This is a genomic window from Bradyrhizobium sp. WCU1, assembly GCF_053474805.1.
Window position 1 is genome coordinate 1,932,142 of sequence record NZ_CM130280.1, and the last position, 15,646, is coordinate 1,947,787.

15 protein-coding genes are annotated in these 15,646 nt (G+C 65.3%); 6 read left to right on the forward strand and 9 right to left on the reverse strand.

Annotated features, from left to right (window positions below):
• Nucleotides 1-128 precede the first annotated feature (128 nt).
• Nucleotides 129-941, forward strand: a complete 813-nt coding sequence (locus tag ACTUWL_RS08780; protein WP_021075916.1) for an enoyl-CoA hydratase — start codon at nucleotides 129-131, stop codon at nucleotides 939-941.
• 422 nt (nucleotides 942-1,363) lie between these two features.
• Here ACTUWL_RS08780 and ACTUWL_RS08785 read toward each other — a convergent pair whose 3' ends face one another.
• The 7 genes from ACTUWL_RS08785 to ACTUWL_RS08815 all read right to left on the reverse strand — a co-directional run bounded on the left by ACTUWL_RS08785 (nucleotide 1,364) and on the right by ACTUWL_RS08815 (nucleotide 7,765).
• Nucleotides 1,364-2,146, reverse strand: coding sequence for an SDR family NAD(P)-dependent oxidoreductase (locus ACTUWL_RS08785; protein WP_021075915.1), 783 nt, complete (start codon nucleotides 2,144-2,146; stop codon nucleotides 1,364-1,366).
• An 86-nt stretch (nucleotides 2,147-2,232) separates the two neighbouring features.
• Nucleotides 2,233-3,156 (reverse strand): DUF1932 domain-containing protein, encoded by a 924-nt coding sequence (locus ACTUWL_RS08790; protein WP_021075914.1) that lies wholly within the window; start codon nucleotides 3,154-3,156, stop codon nucleotides 2,233-2,235.
• Nucleotides 3,156-4,025: an ABC transporter substrate-binding protein gene (locus ACTUWL_RS08795; RefSeq protein ID WP_021075913.1), complete on the reverse strand. Its 870-nt coding sequence runs from the start codon at nucleotides 4,023-4,025 to the stop codon at nucleotides 3,156-3,158. The genes ACTUWL_RS08790 and ACTUWL_RS08795 overlap by 1 nt, the downstream gene beginning before the upstream one ends.
• Nucleotides 4,026-4,044: 19 nt before the next feature.
• On the reverse strand, nucleotides 4,045-4,791 hold the full coding sequence (locus tag ACTUWL_RS08800) for a TetR/AcrR family transcriptional regulator (RefSeq protein ID WP_021075912.1): 747 nt from the start codon (nucleotides 4,789-4,791) through the stop codon (nucleotides 4,045-4,047).
• A gap of 57 nt (nucleotides 4,792-4,848) precedes the next feature.
• Nucleotides 4,849-5,754, reverse strand: coding sequence for an SMP-30/gluconolactonase/LRE family protein (locus tag ACTUWL_RS08805; RefSeq protein ID WP_021075911.1), 906 nt, complete (start codon nucleotides 5,752-5,754; stop codon nucleotides 4,849-4,851).
• An 8-nt stretch (nucleotides 5,755-5,762) separates the two neighbouring features.
• A complete protein-coding gene (locus tag ACTUWL_RS08810; RefSeq protein ID WP_021075910.1) occupies nucleotides 5,763-6,833 on the reverse strand; it encodes an aldose epimerase family protein in 1,071 nt (356 codons plus the stop codon).
• Between the two features lie 2 nt (nucleotides 6,834-6,835).
• The gene (locus ACTUWL_RS08815) at nucleotides 6,836-7,765 is read right to left on the reverse strand and encodes a Gfo/Idh/MocA family protein (protein ID WP_021075909.1); all 930 of its coding nucleotides are present in this window, start codon (nucleotides 7,763-7,765) and stop codon (nucleotides 6,836-6,838) included.
• Nucleotides 7,766-7,988: 223 nt separating this feature from the next.
• Between ACTUWL_RS08815 and ACTUWL_RS08820 the strand changes: the two genes are divergently transcribed.
• A complete protein-coding gene (locus ACTUWL_RS08820) occupies nucleotides 7,989-8,600 on the forward strand; it encodes a TetR/AcrR family transcriptional regulator (protein WP_035649511.1) in 612 nt (203 codons plus the stop codon).
• Here the strand turns inward: ACTUWL_RS08820 and ACTUWL_RS08825 are convergent.
• Nucleotides 8,597-9,547: a fatty acid desaturase gene (locus tag ACTUWL_RS08825; RefSeq protein ID WP_021075907.1), complete on the reverse strand. Its 951-nt coding sequence runs from the start codon at nucleotides 9,545-9,547 to the stop codon at nucleotides 8,597-8,599. The two genes, ACTUWL_RS08820 and ACTUWL_RS08825, sit on opposite strands and share 4 nt — an antisense overlap.
• A gap of 14 nt (nucleotides 9,548-9,561) precedes the next feature.
• Entirely contained in the window at nucleotides 9,562-10,593 is a 1,032-nt protein-coding gene (locus ACTUWL_RS08830; protein WP_021075906.1) for an alpha/beta fold hydrolase, read from the reverse strand.
• 212 nt (nucleotides 10,594-10,805) lie between these two features.
• Between ACTUWL_RS08830 and ACTUWL_RS08835 the strand changes: the two genes are divergently transcribed.
• The 4 genes from ACTUWL_RS08835 to gudD all read left to right on the forward strand — a co-directional run bounded on the left by ACTUWL_RS08835 (nucleotide 10,806) and on the right by gudD (nucleotide 15,634).
• Nucleotides 10,806-12,143: an MFS transporter gene (locus tag ACTUWL_RS08835; RefSeq protein WP_021075905.1), complete on the forward strand. Its 1,338-nt coding sequence runs from the start codon at nucleotides 10,806-10,808 to the stop codon at nucleotides 12,141-12,143.
• A 133-nt stretch (nucleotides 12,144-12,276) separates the two neighbouring features.
• Entirely contained in the window at nucleotides 12,277-13,182 is a 906-nt protein-coding gene (locus ACTUWL_RS08840; RefSeq protein ID WP_035649342.1) for a LysR substrate-binding domain-containing protein, read from the forward strand.
• Nucleotides 13,183-13,305: 123 nt separating this feature from the next.
• Nucleotides 13,306-14,247, forward strand: a complete 942-nt coding sequence (gene kdgD, locus ACTUWL_RS08845; protein ID WP_021075903.1) for a 5-dehydro-4-deoxyglucarate dehydratase — start codon at nucleotides 13,306-13,308, stop codon at nucleotides 14,245-14,247.
• Nucleotides 14,248-14,278: 31 nt separating this feature from the next.
• Nucleotides 14,279-15,634, forward strand: coding sequence for a glucarate dehydratase (gudD, locus tag ACTUWL_RS08850; RefSeq protein ID WP_021075902.1), 1,356 nt, complete (start codon nucleotides 14,279-14,281; stop codon nucleotides 15,632-15,634).
• Nucleotides 15,635-15,646 lie beyond the last annotated feature (12 nt).

Here is a 15,646-nt window from a genome sequence, read left to right on the forward strand (position 1 = left end):
GCAACCAATCATCGGTCGGTCTGCTCGTGGGCACATCTGCTACCGATGCAATCGCGCTGTGCCCTAAACGGCCTGCCTCGGCTTCCGCCGGGGTGCTAGGCTTAGCCGAAATCACACCGGACCCCGCCATGCCAAACACCTCAGATCGATCGCTTGCCGACGGCAAGATTTTGCAAAGCGTGGTCGACGGCGTCGGCGTCATCACCTTCAACAATCCCGACAAGCGCAATGCGATGTCGCTGGAGATGTGGGAAGGGCTCGGCGAGGCGCTGACCGCCCTGCGCGACAACCCGGCGGTCCGTGTCGTGATCCTGGTCGGCGCCGGCGACAAGGCCTTCGTGTCGGGCGCCGACATCAGCCAGTTCGAGAAGACCCGCCATAACGCGGAAGCCTCCGAGGAATATTCACGGCGCAGCGCCGCCCAGCGCGCTTTGCTCGCCGACTACCCGAAGCCGACCATCGCCTGCATCCGCGGCTTCTGTCTCGGCGGCGGCATGCAGGTCGCGATGCTGACCGATATCCGCATCTCCGGCGTCAGCGGCCAGTTCGGCATTCCCGCCGCCAAGCTCGGCATCGCCTACGGCTATGACGGGCTGCGCCATCTGGTGTCGCTGGTCGGCCCGTCATGGGCCCGGCTGATCATGTATACCGGGATGCGGATCGATTGCGCCGAAGCGCTGCGGATCGGCCTCGTCGATCGGGTGCTGCCGGATGCCGAGCTCTGGGACGCGACCATGGAGATCGCGCGTACCATCTCAGGCAACGCGCCGCTGGCGATCAAGGCCGCCAAGATCACCATCGCGCAGGTGCTGAAGGATCCCGCCGACCGCGACATGGCCGCGATCAGGCAGATCGGCATCGACTGCATGGACAGCGCCGATTTCCGCGAAGGCCGCAACGCCTTCATGGAAAAGCGCAAGCCGCAGTTCAAGGGCCGGTAGCGATGCGGTGTCATCACCGGCACGCGAAAAGCGGGTGATCCAGTATTCCTGAGACACTGGTGCGCGGCTCCCTGCGGCGTCGTCCCGGCGAAAGCTATCCTGCGTCGTCCCGGCGAAGGCCGGGACCCATACTCCGCGGCGGCTGTTGTTGAAGGGACTCGTCATTCCAGCATCGCGCAACAATCCGGATTTGTGGCTATAGGTCCCGGCCTTCGCCGGGACGACACGGGAAAGTGCGGCGCGGTCTGTGAGTCATACGCCGGCGTTCTCGCGACATTTCGGAGACGCCGTTTGCACGATTTCGGAATAATGGAATTATTCCACTGAGTTGCCCGACGCGTCAACTCCCCCTGATCGAAGACCGGCAACCGGCTACCGGCGGCTCCTTTGCATGGGGTTGTTTTCGATATTTTGGCGGCGCCCTACTTCTTCTCCGTGACCGGCACCGTGTAGTTGAGGATCAGCCGCCCGCCGTCGGGGTAGATGGTTTGTCCCGTGATGTAGGAGGCATCGTCGCTGGCGAGGAAGGCCACGACGGAAGCGACCTCGCTCGGCTCGCCGCAGCGGCCGGCCGGCGTACGCGACAGCACGCTGCGTCGCGCGTCCTCCGACGAGAAGATCGCCGTTGCCACCATCTCGGTCAGGATCGTGCCGGGCCCGACCGCCACGACGCGGATGCCGTGCGGCGCCAGCGCCACCGCGGCCACGGAGGTGAGCTGCTTCATGGCGCCCTTGGACATCGCGTAGGTCGCAAGCGAGGGGATCGCGAGCAGCGCGTTGACCGAGGACATGTTGACGACGACGCCGCCACCGCCTTGCGCGATCATCTGGCGCGCCGCGGCCTGGACGCCGAAGAACGCGCCCTTGAGGTTGATCCCCATCACGTCGTCGAACTCGGCCTCGCTGATCTCGAGGAAGTCGCGGTTGCGCGCGACGCCGGCATTGTTGACCATGACGTCGAGCCGACCGAACTCCTTCACCGCGTGAGCCACGATGCGATCGACATCGGCACGCTTGCTGACGTCGGCTTCGACGGTCCGCAGCCGATCGTCATGTCCGAGCTCCTGGGCGGCGTGGACGAGCCCGGCGGCGTCGACATCCGAGATCACGACCCTGGCGCCATCGGCCAGGAAGCGCGCGGCGCAGGCCTTGCCGATGCCGCGCGCCGCTCCGGTGATGGCGACGACCTTGGGGGAATTCTTCATGGGCGTGTCTCCAAGACAAAACTGTTCATGGAGCAATAGCGCATTGCGCGCCGACAGGGAACGCGGCGGATTCTCCGCAGCTGCCCTCAGGATTTGATGCGCGCGAGAATCCGGTCGGCCTCGGTGCGCCAATCGGCGCTGCGGGCGAATTCAGCCGTTCCCTTGGCCCCGAACACGCCCTCGTCGGCAAGATCGGCGACCCAGCCCTGCCGCTCGGCGGTGCCGGAAGCTGACCATGGCGTGAGCCCGGCCTCGCGCACTGTCTCCGCCACCTCGCGCACCTCTTCGGCGCGCCGCCGGCCGTGCTCGATCACGCGCTGGAAGAAATAGGCGCCCTGCTTCTCCCAGTCGATGCCGGGAAAAGTCTCCTTGAGCGAGGCAAGCACCGCATCCTCGACGCCATAGGCGCGGGCAGTGGTGAAGCTCTCGATCACCGTGGCCTCGAGGCCCTTGATCATGATGCTGCGGCACATCTTGACCGCCGAGGACACACCGAGCTCGTCACTCGCGACCTTTGCCGCAAAGCCGAGCGCGATCAGTGACGGCGCCAGCTCCCGCGCGCCCCGACCGCCGAGCAACAGCGGCACCTTGATCCGGGACGGCGGCAGCGAGGTCATCACCGCGCCCTCGACATAGCGGCCGCCGGCGCCGTCGATGTGGGCCGCGGCGCGTTGCTTGGCCCCGGGCGAGGCCGAGTTGAAATCGAGGAACCAGGCACCCTTGCCTATTGCCGGCGCGCAGGCTTCGGCCACGGCGACCGCCTGGCTCGCCGTCACCGCCGAGATGATGAGATCGGCCCGCGCCGCGAGATCGGCATGCGATTCCGCGAGCACGACGCCGGTCTCCGCCGCGTGCGCGCGCAATGGCGCGCCCTGGCCGCGGTCGAGCTTGATGTCGTAGGCTGCGACCTTGATACCCTGCTGGCGCAGATCCTCGGCGAGGATGCGTCCGACCTCGCCATAGCCGAGCATGCCGACCTGCCATTGCCGCGGATCGCTCGAGATTGTCATCAATTCAAGTCCCGTGTTGTGGCGTCGAACAGCTCGTCGACCGTGACGCGCCGCGGGATCAACGCCTGCTGTGCGCAATAGTCGATCATCAGTTCGAGCGGCTTGCGGTTTGCTTCGACGCCGAACGGCAGCAGGTCCGGCACACCCGCCGGACCGGCGTTCGCCTTGGCGCGCTTGAGGAGATCGTAGAGGCTCCGCACCACATCGGGCCGTGACGTCGCGAGCTGTTCGGTCACCACCACCAGATGGTTGACCGGCACGACGCCATGCCGCGCGTACCACCGCGCCGCCTCTGCCGCCGGATCGGCGAACAACGGCTTGAGCGCCGGATCACTCGAGGTTTCGCCAAGCACGGCATCGAGCTCGCCGCGCTTCAGCATCTCGATGATGGCGCTGCCCTTCGGCGCCCGTTCGGTGCGGTCGACATATTCGGCGATATGCGGATCCTCGAACGTCACCCAATTGATCCGGTCGAGGTTCACGCCATGGTCATTGGCAAGGATGCCGCGCATCCACGCCCCCGTCGTGGTCGTGAACGAACGGATGCCGACCCGCTTGCCTTCGAGATCACCAGGCGCAAGCGTGCCGCGATCGGCGCGATAGAGCGCGTGGCCATGCTGGAAGCGGCCGACCATCGCCGCCGGCAGCAGCACCAGCGGCTTGCCGTACGCCCTTGCCATCAGATAGGTCACGATCGCCATCTCGCAGACGTCGAATGCCTGCTCGCGCACCATCGGCTTGAAGGCAGCGTTGGTCGGCGTGAACTCGGTGAAGTCGAGATCGAACAGGTCGGAGCGCAGCTCACCGCGCTTCACCGCCTGGATGTGCGGGTGATTGCCAAGCACCGCGCGCAGCCGAAGTTTCTCCATGGCGATGAACTCCGCAGGGTCAGGTCAGTGCTCGTCCTGGAGTAAAGCCCGGCGCCCTGCGCGGCGCTGATATCGCCGGATCGAGCGGCGGAGCCTGCAGCGCGGCAACGGTCGCGCGCACCAGCTCCTCGATGGCATGGCCGGCATCGGTGCCCTCGGCGCTGCCGCGCGACAGCCGCGAGACGCGCTCCGGCGTCACCAGCGTGTAGTAGAGCGCGCCGAGCAGGAAGTGGCCGCGCCAGACCAGGTCGGTGCGCGGAATATGCGGCAGGCTGTCATGGATCGCGTCGATGAAGGCATGGCTGGTGTCGTCGAAGGTCTGCGCGATGATCTTGCGCACCACCTCGTTGCCCTCGGCCGACATGATCGCGCGCAACCGCGTGAACCGCGTCCCGCCGCCGGCAAGGTCGCTGCCAGAGGTGAAGGCCGGCAGCACATAGGCGCGCACGATCGCCTCCAGCCTGTCCTGCACATCGCGCACCCGCCGGGCCGCCGCCAAAAGCTCGGAGCGCCGCCGGTTCATCGGGCCGCAATGGCGCCGATAGATCTCGAGCAGCAGGCCGTCCTTGGTCTTGAAATGATAGGTCACGCTGCCGGGATTGGCGCCGGCGGCCTGCGCGATGTCGCGCACCGAGACGGCGTTGAAGCCATACGTCGAAAACAACTCCTCCGCCGCGGCAAGGATCGCCTCGCGCATGTTCGGCTTGCGGGTGCTCGTGTCCTTCGCGGCGGCCTTCACGTTGGATTTGGCAGGTTTGCGGACCATATTTGTACTATCGTCCAAATATTCAGGTCACGTCAACAAGGCGGCCATAGGCCGCAATCAGGACAGCTTGACGTCGGGCTCGGCACGGCCGCGTGCCGCGGCATCGAGCAGGAAGGTTTGACCGTGTCCGGGATCAGCGGCGCGCTGCGCCGCATCCATGTCCTGCCAGGCCGAGGTGACCAGTACGCGCGAGAAATCGCGGCCGACAAAGGCCGGACAACTCGATTGGCGCGCCGGCACCTTCAGCGAGCGCAGGTGCCGGCCTGAAGGATCGTAGACATCGACGCAGCCGCCGCCCCAGCGCGCGTTCCAGATCATCCCGTCGGCGTCGACGACCGCACCGTCGAGCCCGCCGCTGCCTTGACGTCTGATCAGATCAATCGGCTCGCCGGTCGGCAATCCCGTTGCCGGATCGAGCGGCACACGATGCAGCACGTTGGTCGCGGTGTCAGCGAAATAGCCGACATCGCCTGCGGGCGAAAAGCAGATCGCGTTCGGGATCGTGATCCCGGGATAAAGCCGCGTGATACGGCCGCCCTGCAGCGCGTAGATCGCGCCCGCGCCCTGCTCGGCCTGGCGCCCCATGGTGCCGAGCCAGAACGTGCCCGACGGGTGCACCCGCGCATCGTTGGAGCGCGTCACCGGATTGTCGGCCTCCAGCGCGGCGAACAGCTCCAGATGGCCGCCGGCGACCTGCCGCACATAAAGCCCATCTTCGGTCAGGATCAGCTGCCGCTCGCCATCGATCCGCGCCAACGCGCTCGCCATCTTCGGCAGCGCGTGAATGATCGTGCGGCCATCTGCAAGACGATGCTCGAACAGGCGACGCTCGCGGATGTCGAACCACCAGGCGGTGTCGGTCGCGGCATCATAGGTCGGGCCCTCACCGAGATGACAACGCTCGGCCGACAGCACGGATGTCGGCACCTCTTCGAGAAGCGGCTCGGCGGCACGATCGGTCATGGCGTCACTCACACGGTTGAAAAGCGGTAGACGATACTGCGCCGATAGATCTGCCCGGGATCGAGCCGCGCCGACGGAAAATCGGGCCGGTTCGGTGTATCCGGCCAGGCATGCGGCTCGAGACAAAGCGCGTCGGATTGGCGATACAGCCGATCGCCCTTACCCGCGGTCGAGCCGTCGAGGAAATTGCCGGAATAGAACTGCAATCCCGGCTGATCGGTGAACAGCTCCATCACGCGGCCGCTGTGCGGCGCCTCGAGGCGCGCGGCAAAGCGAAGGCCCGTCCCCGCGGCCAGGCAGAAATTGTGGTCGTAGCCGCGCCCGAGCCGCAGCTGCTCGTCATTCATCCTGATCCGCGCGCCGATCGCCGTCGGTTTGCGGAAGTCGAACGGCGTGCCGTCGACCGGCCGCGACGGGCCCGGCAACGGGATCGCGGTGGCGTCCACCGCGAGGAAATGGTCGGACGCGATCGTCAGCCGGTGATCCAGGATCTGCGTGCCGGAGCGCGCGCCATCGAGATTGAAGAAGCTGTGATTGGTGAGATTGAGGCAGGTCGGCCGGTCGGTCGTCGCCTCATAGGTGACCGAGAGTTCCATCGGAGCGTGCACGCGATAGGTCACCCGTGTCTGGAGAGTACCCGGATAACCCTCTTCGCCATGGGGGCTTTCGCGTTCCAGCACCAGCGTTGGCCCCGGCTGATCCGACAGTTCGACGATCCGCCACAGCCTGCGATCAAAGCCCTGCGGCCCGCCATGCAGCGCGTTGGGGCCGTTGTTGGCGTCGAGTGTCACCGCCTCCCCGTCGAGCACAAAGCGCGCGGCGGCGATGCGGTTGGCGTAGCGCCCGATGGTCGCGCCGAAGAATTTGCGCTGCGTGAGGTAACCATCGAACGCGTCGTGGCCGAGCACGACGTCGTCGCAATGCCCGCCGCGATCGGGCGCCAGTAGCGCTTGCAGCGTGGCGCCGAAGGGAAGAATCGCGGCTTCAAAGCCATGATCGCCGCGCAACGTCACGCGTTCGACCACGGTGCCGTCGTGCAATGTGCCGAAGGGGGCGCGCGCAATGCTGGCTGATGTCATGTTCAGGCCTCGAACGCCTCGACGAGGCGCCGTCGCCCCAGCATGAAGCTATCGGCCACGAGCCGCAAGGGCGTGAGGTCGACATCGGTTTTTCCACCCGATGTCAGCGCGACAAAGCGGCGATACAGCGCGGGATATTCATCGTCCGCGGCATCGACCACCAGCCCGTCGCGGTCGCGCAGCTGCCGTCCGCCTTTCGACAACGTCACGGGCCCGGCCTCGGTCTCGCACAGGATGTCCCAGCTCGGCGGCCCGGCCTGGCGAAAATCGAACTCGGCGTGGATCGGCAAGCCGCTCCCATCGGACAGTTCGATCGCTGCCGCAATCGGCGCCTCACGATTGGCGGGAAAGTCCAGCACCGCACTCTTGATGAAGACGGAGCGCGGCAGGATCTCGGTCAGGATCGACAGCGCGTTGATGCCGGGATCGAACACGCCGAAGCCGCCCGCCTCGAAGATCCAGGCCTGGCCGGGATGCCAGACACGGACGTCTTCCTTCCAGATGATGGTGACCTTGCTGATCGTGCGGCCGGCGAGCAGCTTACGCGCCGGGCCAATCGCGGGTGCGTAACGCGAATGCCATGTCGCGAACAATGTCCTGTTCGCCTCCTGTGCGGCCGCGATCAATGGCGTGAGTTCGCCGACCGTAGACCCCGGCGGCTTCTCCAGCAGCACATGCTTGCCCGCGGCGAGAGCCGTGGCAGCTTGCAAATGACGCGCCTGCGGCGGTGTGCACAGTGCGACCGCGTCGATCTCCGGCCCATCGCGCAACAATTCCTGCAGATCGCGGAAATGCGGCAGGCCCGGCGGAGTCTTGACCGGATCGACCACCGCAACGACCGCAGCGCCTGATGTCTTCGCGATCGCAGGCAGGTGCTGCCGGCCGGCGATCTCGCCGAAACCCACGATGGCGATGCGAAGCAGGTCAGTCATGGCCGTCCTCGCGCTACTGCCCACCGGCCGGCCGATGCCGAGCGGCGAGAATCACAAGCCAATGCCGATTATCAACGGCATGATCTGACTTTGGTTGCAGGCGCGCAAGCCCGCCACGTCCCGCTGTGACGGTCCGGTTTCGGCGCTGGTCTCATCCAGGGCTCGATTCCATGCTATGCCGATACATGAAACGATGATTCAAACGCAGGACGTGAATCCGGCCATGGCAGGCAGCAAGGCGGAGACTGAGGATGCGGCAACCGGGCGGCGCGGCCGGCCGCGCTCGGCTGCGACCACGGCCGCGATCCTGCAAAGTGCCTATACGCTGATGGCGACCACCGATCTTGCTGCCACCACGATCGACGCGATAGCCAGGCACTCCAACGTATCGAAGATGACGATCTACAAATGGTGGCCGTCGCGCGAGGCCTTGCTGATCGATGCCTTCCTCGACCAGGCCTCGCGGGCCGTGCCGCTGCCCGAGGCCGGCAATCCGGTGGCCCGCATCCGCCGCCATGTCGCGACCTATGTCGAGGCGTTGCAGGGCGAGTTCGGGCGGGTGCAGCTCGCAGTGATCTCGGAATGCATCTCCAGGACCGGCACGGCGGAGTTGTTCTACCAGCGTTATCTCGGCCTTCGGCGCACCAGGATGCTGGAGATCATCACCGCCGGCCAGAAGGACGGCAGCATCGGCGCGGCGGGGGTACCCGGCGACATCTACGACGCGATCTACGGCAGCCTGTTCTATCGCTACATCTTCGGCATCAAGCCGTTGACGCCGGCCTATGCCCGCAATCTCGTCAACCTCGTGCTGCGGCCGCGCGCCGACGCTTAGGCCGAGCGCTGCCGCTGGCGGCGAAACCAGGCCCAGGTCTCGCGCGTCACGGCGCGGTAGCTGCTGCCGCGATAGACGATGTGGCCATCGACGATGGCGTTCAGCTTCGGCAACGCATGGAACGGCACCGTCGGATAGGCATGGTGCTCGACATGATAGGGCATGTTCCAGGCGAACCATTTCATGATCCTGCCGGTCATCGTGGTGCGCGTGTTCTCGAACGCGCTTCGCGTTCGCTCGCAACCGGTATGCTCTGCGTAGAGATAGGGGCGCAGGATGAGCTGTCCGGCCAGCAGAGGCACAATCCACACAAAGAGCAGGATCGCACTGTGCAGCGCGAGCGACGCCGCGAGCAGCAGCAGATATCCGGCGAGATAGAGCCTCGCTTCCCGCACGATCGATGCGCGCTTGTGCTGCGGAATCCACGGCACGATCACCTTCCCGGTGAGTGCATGCCGGAACATCAGCCAAATCCGGACCAACACCTGCAGCAGCCCCGAATAGGCGATCGCAAGCTGGGTGTCGGACATCGGCCTGGGACCGACGATCAGCTCAGGATCCTTCTCCGGATCCTGCGTATGGCGATGATGATCCCAGTGAAACAGGCAGTAATATTGATAGGGCAAACCGATCATGAAGGCGGAGAGATTGCCGACGACTAGGTTGAGCACGGGGCTGCGAAATGCGGTCTTGTGCGCGGTCTCGTGCACCACCATGAACAGAAACGCAACGAAGTAGCCCTGAATGGCGATCAGCGGCAGCGCCCATGCGAGTCCATAACGCGAAGCGGCCAGCCATATCAGCGTGCCCACGATCAGGATCATCCCGTAATGGCTGGCCGCGCGCACCGCGCCGGCAAGGTTCGACTTGGTCGACAGGTCGCGCAAGGTCAGCGGGTCGAGCGGCTTCAGGCGAGGTCCGGCATTGCTGGTCTCTGTCGTGCTCATGGTCGTCTCACCTGTCAGCGTTGGAGGAGCGCCGAGATTTCGGCGTTGATGAAGGCGCGGTCTTCCGCGTTGTTGATCGGATTGCCGGCGCGGTGGCCATGGATCGAGGGGATGGCGTGCAACACGGCCGAGCGCGCATTGACCAGGCGGCTGAGCTCATCCTCGTTGTCGCGCGGGTCGAAATAGCGGTCGGTACGTCCCGGCAGCAGCAGGACATGCGCCTTGATCGCCGCCAGCGCGCGATCGAAGTCACCGCCGAATTCGTCGCAGCGGCTGATGTCGCCGGCCTGCCAGATCGCGATCTGCGCCAGCAGGTCATTGGCGTCGCGCCGCGCGAAGGCACCGTCCCACGAGCCTGCGAGGTAGCCTTCCAGCGAGTCGAAGCCGGCCGCGCGCCAGAGCTCCTCGCGATAGAATTCATGCGACATCGCCCAACCGGCGTAAACGCGTCCCATCGCACGAAGGCCCGCGGTCGGCTTGTCAACAAAGCGGCCATCCCGGTAGGCGGGATCGGCGGTCAGCGCGGCCTTCACGCCTTCGAGAAACACATAGTTGTAAGGCGAGCACCTTGCGCTGCCGCAGACCACCGCTGCGCGCTCCACCAGGTCGGGATAGCGCGCGGCCCAATGATAGGCCTGCATGCCGCCCATCGACCAGCCGTAGACCAGCGCGAGCCTGCTCACGCCGAACCGCTCGACCAGCAGCCGGTGCTGGATGGCGACCGCGTCAAAGTAAGTGAAAGCTGGAAACGGCGCGCCGCCGAGCACCTCGGCCGAGTTCGAGGGCGAGGATGACAGGCCATTGCCGAACAGATTGGCGATGACGATGAAGTAGCGCGCGGGATCGAGCGCGCCGCCCGGCTGCACCAGCCATTCGATGTCGGTATTCTGTGCCGAGAACGACGTCGGATAAAGGATGACGTTGTCCTTGGCCGCATTCAGCGTGCCGTAGGTCTGGTAGGCGAGCGAAAGCCGCGGAAACACGGCGCCGCCCTGCAAGGTCGCTGAACCTGCTTCAAACACCTGATAGTCGCGTGGCGTGGTCATGCGCGGTCACCTCGATCGGCAGGGCGCGATGCCGCGCCCTTAATAACTGTACGTATCGTACACTAATTAGGAGCCGACGCAAGTGCGACGTGGGTGGAATGACACCGGGCCGATCCATTCAAAATCGGCATCGATCAATACCCGTTTCGGCTTGGACCCATTGTCGTCATCTCTCTAGGAAAGACCCCGAGGAAATTTCCAAGGAGGCGCTAATGAGCGCAATTGTGTCCGCCACGGATGCGCGGCGATCCCGTGTCCGGCTGTTGATCGTGACGATGCTGTTTCTCGTCACCACCGTGAACTATGCCGATCGCGCCACGCTCTCGATCGCCGGCACCGCCCTCTCCAAGGAACTGCATCTCGACCCCGTCGCGATGGGTTACGTGTTTTCTGCCTTCGGCTGGTCCTATGTGATCGCCCAGGTGCCGTGCGGCTGGCTGCTCGATCGCTACGGCTCCAAATGGGTCTATGCGATCAGCATCATCGTCTGGTCGATCTTCACCGCGATGCAGGGCCTGGTCGGGTTCCTCTCCGCCGGCGCGGCCGTGGTGCTGCTGTTCGGGTTGCGCTTCCTGGTCGGCATCGCCGAGGCGCCGTCGTTTCCGGCCAATGCCCGCATCGTCGCCTCCTGGTTCCCAGGCAATGAGCGCGGCACGGCGTCGGCCTTCTTCAATTCCGGACAGTATTTCGCGACCGTGATCTTCGCGCCGCTGATGGGCTGGATCGCCCATGAGCATGGCTGGCGCCACGTGTTCTACGTGATGGGTGGGCTCGGCATCGTCATGGGCATCGCCTGGATCAAGACGATCTACGAGCCGAAGGACCATCCCGGGATCAACGAGGCCGAGTTCGACTACATCAAGCAGGGCGGCGCGCTGGTCGACATGGATGCGGCGAAGGCTGGCAAGACGCAGGACAGCGGCCCCGGCTGGGACCACATCCGCCAGTTGCTCGCCAACCGCATGATGCTCGGCGTCTATATCGGCCAGTACTGCATCAACACGCTGACCTATTTCTTCCTGACCTGGTTCCCGGTCTACCTGGTGAAGGAGCGCGGGCTCTCGATCCTGCAGGCCGGCTTCGTCGCGACCTTGCCGGCGCTGTGCGGTTTCATCGGCGGCGTGCTCGGCGGCGTGATCTCGGACTACATCCTGCGTCGTACCGGCTCGCTGACCATGGCGCGCAAGATCCCGATCGTCGGCGGCATGCTGCTGTCGATGGTAATCAACGGCTGCAACTACGTCGACAGCCAGGCGCTGGTGATCGGGTTCATGGCGCTCGCCTTCTTTGGCAAGGGCATCGGCGCGCTCGGCTGGGCCGTGGTCTCCGACACTTCACCGAAGGAAGCCGGCGGCGTCTCCGGCGGACTGTTCAACACCTTCGGCAATCTGTCCTCGATCACCACGCCGATCATCATCGGCTACATCTTCGCCGCCACCGGCTCGTTCAACAGCGCATTGGTGTTCGTCGGCGCCAACGCGCTGGTCGCCGCGATCGCCTATCTCTTCATCGTCGGCGAGATCAAACGGGTACAGCTGAAGGCGGCCTGAGCCCAGGCAGCAACAGCATATCAAAGGCGGCTTCGGTCGCCGTCTTTGTCTGCCTTTTTGTCTTCTTGGCCAGTGGGAGGCATCGATGCTAGAACGTACAAATCCCCGCGCGATCCATTCCGGTTTAGCATCGATGTTCGACCTGAGCCAGCTCCGCTGTTTCGTCACGGTGGCCGAAGAATTGCACTTCGGCCGCGCCGCGGCACGGCTCAACATGACCCAGCCGCCGCTGAGCCGGCAGATCCAGGTGCTCGAGCACATCATCGACGCGCCGCTCTTGGAACGCACCAGCCGTTCGGTGCGGCTGACCCCGGCGGGCCGCAGCTTCCTGCCCGAGGCGCGGCGCATCCTGAAGCTCGCGGAATCCGCATCGCAGGTCGCCCGCCGCATCGCACTCGGCAAAACCGGCTCGCTCAAGATCGGCTTCACCGCGGCGGCGGCCTACGGCTTCCTGCCCGACCTGATTGCAGCCGCCCGCTCCCGCCTGCCTGAAGTCGATTTTTCGCTGAAGGAGATGGTCTCCGGCGATCAGTTCGAGGCGCTGACCACCGGCCAGATCGATGCCGGCCTGCTGCGCCCGCCGATCGCACGGCCGGAATTCGCAAGCCGCCGCGTCGTCGCCGAACCGCTGCTCGCCGCGATCCCGAAGAAGCATCCGCTGGCGGCGGTCGAGACCGTCAGCATCAAGGATTTCGACGACCAGCCGTTCGTGATGTACTCGCCCTACGAGGCGCGCTACTTTCACGATCTGCTGGTGTCGATGTTCACCCGCGCCGACGTGCTGCCGCGCTATGTCCAGCACCTCAGCCAGATCCATTCGATCCTCGCGATGGTGCGCGCCGGGCTCGGCGTCGCCATCGTGCCGGAGGCCGCCGCCAGCCTCAAGATCGCGGACGTCAAGCTGAAGCCGCTGAAGCTGCGCGCGCCGGTGCCGGTCGAGTTGTTCATGGTGTGGCGGCGCGATCACGAGAACCAGCTGCTGCCGTCATTGATCGAGATCGCAACCGAAATCGCAGCGCCGCAGCTGCGCGGCGATTGATGCAGAGTTGGTATCGCTCGATACCGCGTTTGGCTTGGACGCGCATCGAAGCATTTCCTAGAAACATCGCCATGGACGCGCGCTGCTCGCGCATCCTTCCCAACATCATCAAGGAGTGGCGCCATGAGCAAGATGACCCCTCGGGAGATGGCCGCGAAGATCGGCGGCGGACTCCTGTCTTTTCCCGTGACCCCGTTCAACGCGGATTACTCGTTCGACGAGGCGACCTATCGCGCCAACATGGACTGGCTGTGCGGCTATGACGTCGCCGGCCTGTTCGCCGCCGGCGGCACCGGCGAGTTCTTCTCGCTGACCCCGGCCGAAGTTCCGCACGTCGTGAAGATCGCGGTCGAGGAGACCAAGGGCCGCGTTCCCGTGCTGGCCGGCACCGGCTACGGCACCGCGATCGCGCGCGAGATCGCCATCGGAGCCGAGAAGGCAGGCGCCGATGGCCTCTTGCTGCTACCGCCCTATCTCACGCATGCCGAGCAGGATGGCCTTGCCGCCCATGTCGAGGCTATTTGCTCGTCGGTGAAGATCGGCGTCATCGTCTACAACCGTGACAATGCGGTCCTGCAGCCCGATACGCTGGCGCGCCTCTGCGAGCGCTGCCCGAATCTCGTCGGCTACAAGGACGGCATCGGCGACATCGAGCTGATGACCCGTGTCTACACCAAGCTCGGCGACCGCCTGACCTATATCGGCGGCCTGCCGACCGCGGAGACCTTCGCACTGCCCTATCTCGACATGGGCGTGACGACGTACTCGTCGGCGGTGTTCAACTTCGTGCCGGAATTCGCCACCCAATTCTACGCCGCGGTGCGCCGGCGCGATCATCAGACCATCCATGCAGGCCTGAAGGATTTCATCCTGCCGCTGATCGCGATACGCAACCGCAAGAAGGGCTATGCGGTGTCGATCATCAAGGCCGGCATGAAGGTGATCGGCCGCAATTCCGGTCCGGTGCGGCCGCCGCTGACCGATCTCACCGAACAGGAGATTGCCGAGCTCGCGGCACTGGTGGCGAAGCTGCCGCAGGCGACGAGCCGGCAGGCCGCGGAATAAGCCGAACGACGAACAACGAAGGGAGGAGCAGATGATTCAAGACTCGATCCGCAGCGGCTTTGCCGGCGCCCCCGTCGTCACGGCGATGGAAGTGATCCCGGTCGCCGGCCGCGACGGCATGCTCCTCAATCTGAGCGGCGCGCACGCGCCGTTCTTCACCCGCAACCTCGTCATCCTCACCGACAATTCCGGCCACACCGGTGTCGGCGAGGTGCCGGGCGGTGAGAAGATCCGCAAGACGCTGGAAGATGCCCGCGACCTGGTCGTCGGCCAGACCATCGGCGCCTGCAACAACATCCTGGCCTCGATGCGCCAGACCTTCGCCGACCGCGACGCCGGCGGCCGCGGCAAGCAGACCTTTGACCTCCGCGTCACCATCCATGCGGTGACCGCGGTGGAGTGCGCGCTGCTCGATCTGCTCGGCCAGCATCTCAATCTCCCGGTCGCCGCATTGCTCGGCGAAGGCCAGCAGCGTGCCAGCGTCGAGACGCTCGGTTATCTCTTCTTCGTCGGCGACCGGCGGAAGACCAGCCTGCCCTACGTCGACGGCGAGACCGGCAAGGCGGACTGGTTCAACCTGCGCCATCAGGTAGCGATGACGCCGGAGGCGATCGTGCGCCTCGCCGAGGCGACGCAGGCGCATTACGGCTTCGCCGATTTCAAGCTCAAGGGCGGCGTGCTCGCGGGCGAGCAGGAGATCGAAGCCGTCACCGCGATTGCAAAACGCTTTCCCAAGGCGCGCGTCACGCTCGACCCGAACGGCGCCTGGTCGCTGGATGAAGCGATCCGGCTGTGCAGCAACATGCATGGCGTGCTCGCCTATGCCGAGGACCCCTGCGGCGCCGAGGCCGGCTTCTCCGGCCGCGAGATCATGGCCGAGTTCCGCCGCGCCACCGGGCTGCCGACCGCCACCAACATGATCGCGACCGACTGGCGCCAGCTCTCGCATGCACTGCGGTTAGGGGCGGTCGATATTCCGCTCGCCGATCCGCATTTCTGGACCATGCAGGGTTCGGTGCGGGTGGCGCAGACCTGCCGCGACAACGGCCTGACCTGGGGTTCGCACTCCAACAACCATTTCGACATTTCGCTGGCGATGTTCACCCATGTCGGCGCCGCCGCGCCCGGCAAGGTGACGGCGATCGACACCCACTGGATCTGGCAGGACGGCCAGGCGTTGACCAAGGAACCGCTGCAGATCAGGGACGGCAAGATCGCGATCCCGGATCGGCCGGGCCTCGGCATCGAGCTCGATCGCGGTGCCATCGAGGCGGCCAACGCGCTATACAGGCAGTATGGTCTCGGTGCCCGTGACGACGCGCTGGCCATGCAATTCCTGATCCCGGGCTGGACCTTCGACGACAAGCGTCCTTGCCTCGTGCGCTAACAACAAAAGGTT

Coding starts and splice junctions, on each gene's coding strand:
- ACTUWL_RS08780 (WP_021075916.1), top strand. CDS start 129: ATGCCAAACACCTCAGATCGATCGCTTGCCGACGGCAAGATTTTGCAA.
- ACTUWL_RS08785 (WP_021075915.1), bottom strand. CDS start 2,146: ATGAAGAATTCCCCCAAGGTCGTCGCCATCACCGGAGCGGCGCGCGGC.
- ACTUWL_RS08790 (WP_021075914.1), bottom strand. CDS start 3,156: ATGACAATCTCGAGCGATCCGCGGCAATGGCAGGTCGGCATGCTCGGC.
- ACTUWL_RS08795 (WP_021075913.1), bottom strand. CDS start 4,025: ATGGAGAAACTTCGGCTGCGCGCGGTGCTTGGCAATCACCCGCACATC.
- ACTUWL_RS08800 (WP_021075912.1), bottom strand. CDS start 4,791: ATGGTCCGCAAACCTGCCAAATCCAACGTGAAGGCCGCCGCGAAGGAC.
- ACTUWL_RS08805 (WP_021075911.1), bottom strand. CDS start 5,754: ATGACCGATCGTGCCGCCGAGCCGCTTCTCGAAGAGGTGCCGACATCC.
- ACTUWL_RS08810 (WP_021075910.1), bottom strand. CDS start 6,833: ATGACATCAGCCAGCATTGCGCGCGCCCCCTTCGGCACATTGCACGAC.
- ACTUWL_RS08815 (WP_021075909.1), bottom strand. CDS start 7,765: ATGACTGACCTGCTTCGCATCGCCATCGTGGGTTTCGGCGAGATCGCC.
- ACTUWL_RS08820 (WP_035649511.1), top strand. CDS start 7,989: ATGGCAGGCAGCAAGGCGGAGACTGAGGATGCGGCAACCGGGCGGCGC.
- ACTUWL_RS08825 (WP_021075907.1), bottom strand. CDS start 9,547: ATGAGCACGACAGAGACCAGCAATGCCGGACCTCGCCTGAAGCCGCTC.
- ACTUWL_RS08830 (WP_021075906.1), bottom strand. CDS start 10,593: ATGACCACGCCACGCGACTATCAGGTGTTTGAAGCAGGTTCAGCGACC.
- ACTUWL_RS08835 (WP_021075905.1), top strand. CDS start 10,806: ATGAGCGCAATTGTGTCCGCCACGGATGCGCGGCGATCCCGTGTCCGG.
- ACTUWL_RS08840 (WP_035649342.1), top strand. CDS start 12,277: ATGTTCGACCTGAGCCAGCTCCGCTGTTTCGTCACGGTGGCCGAAGAA.
- kdgD (WP_021075903.1), top strand. CDS start 13,306: ATGAGCAAGATGACCCCTCGGGAGATGGCCGCGAAGATCGGCGGCGGA.
- gudD (WP_021075902.1), top strand. CDS start 14,279: ATGATTCAAGACTCGATCCGCAGCGGCTTTGCCGGCGCCCCCGTCGTC.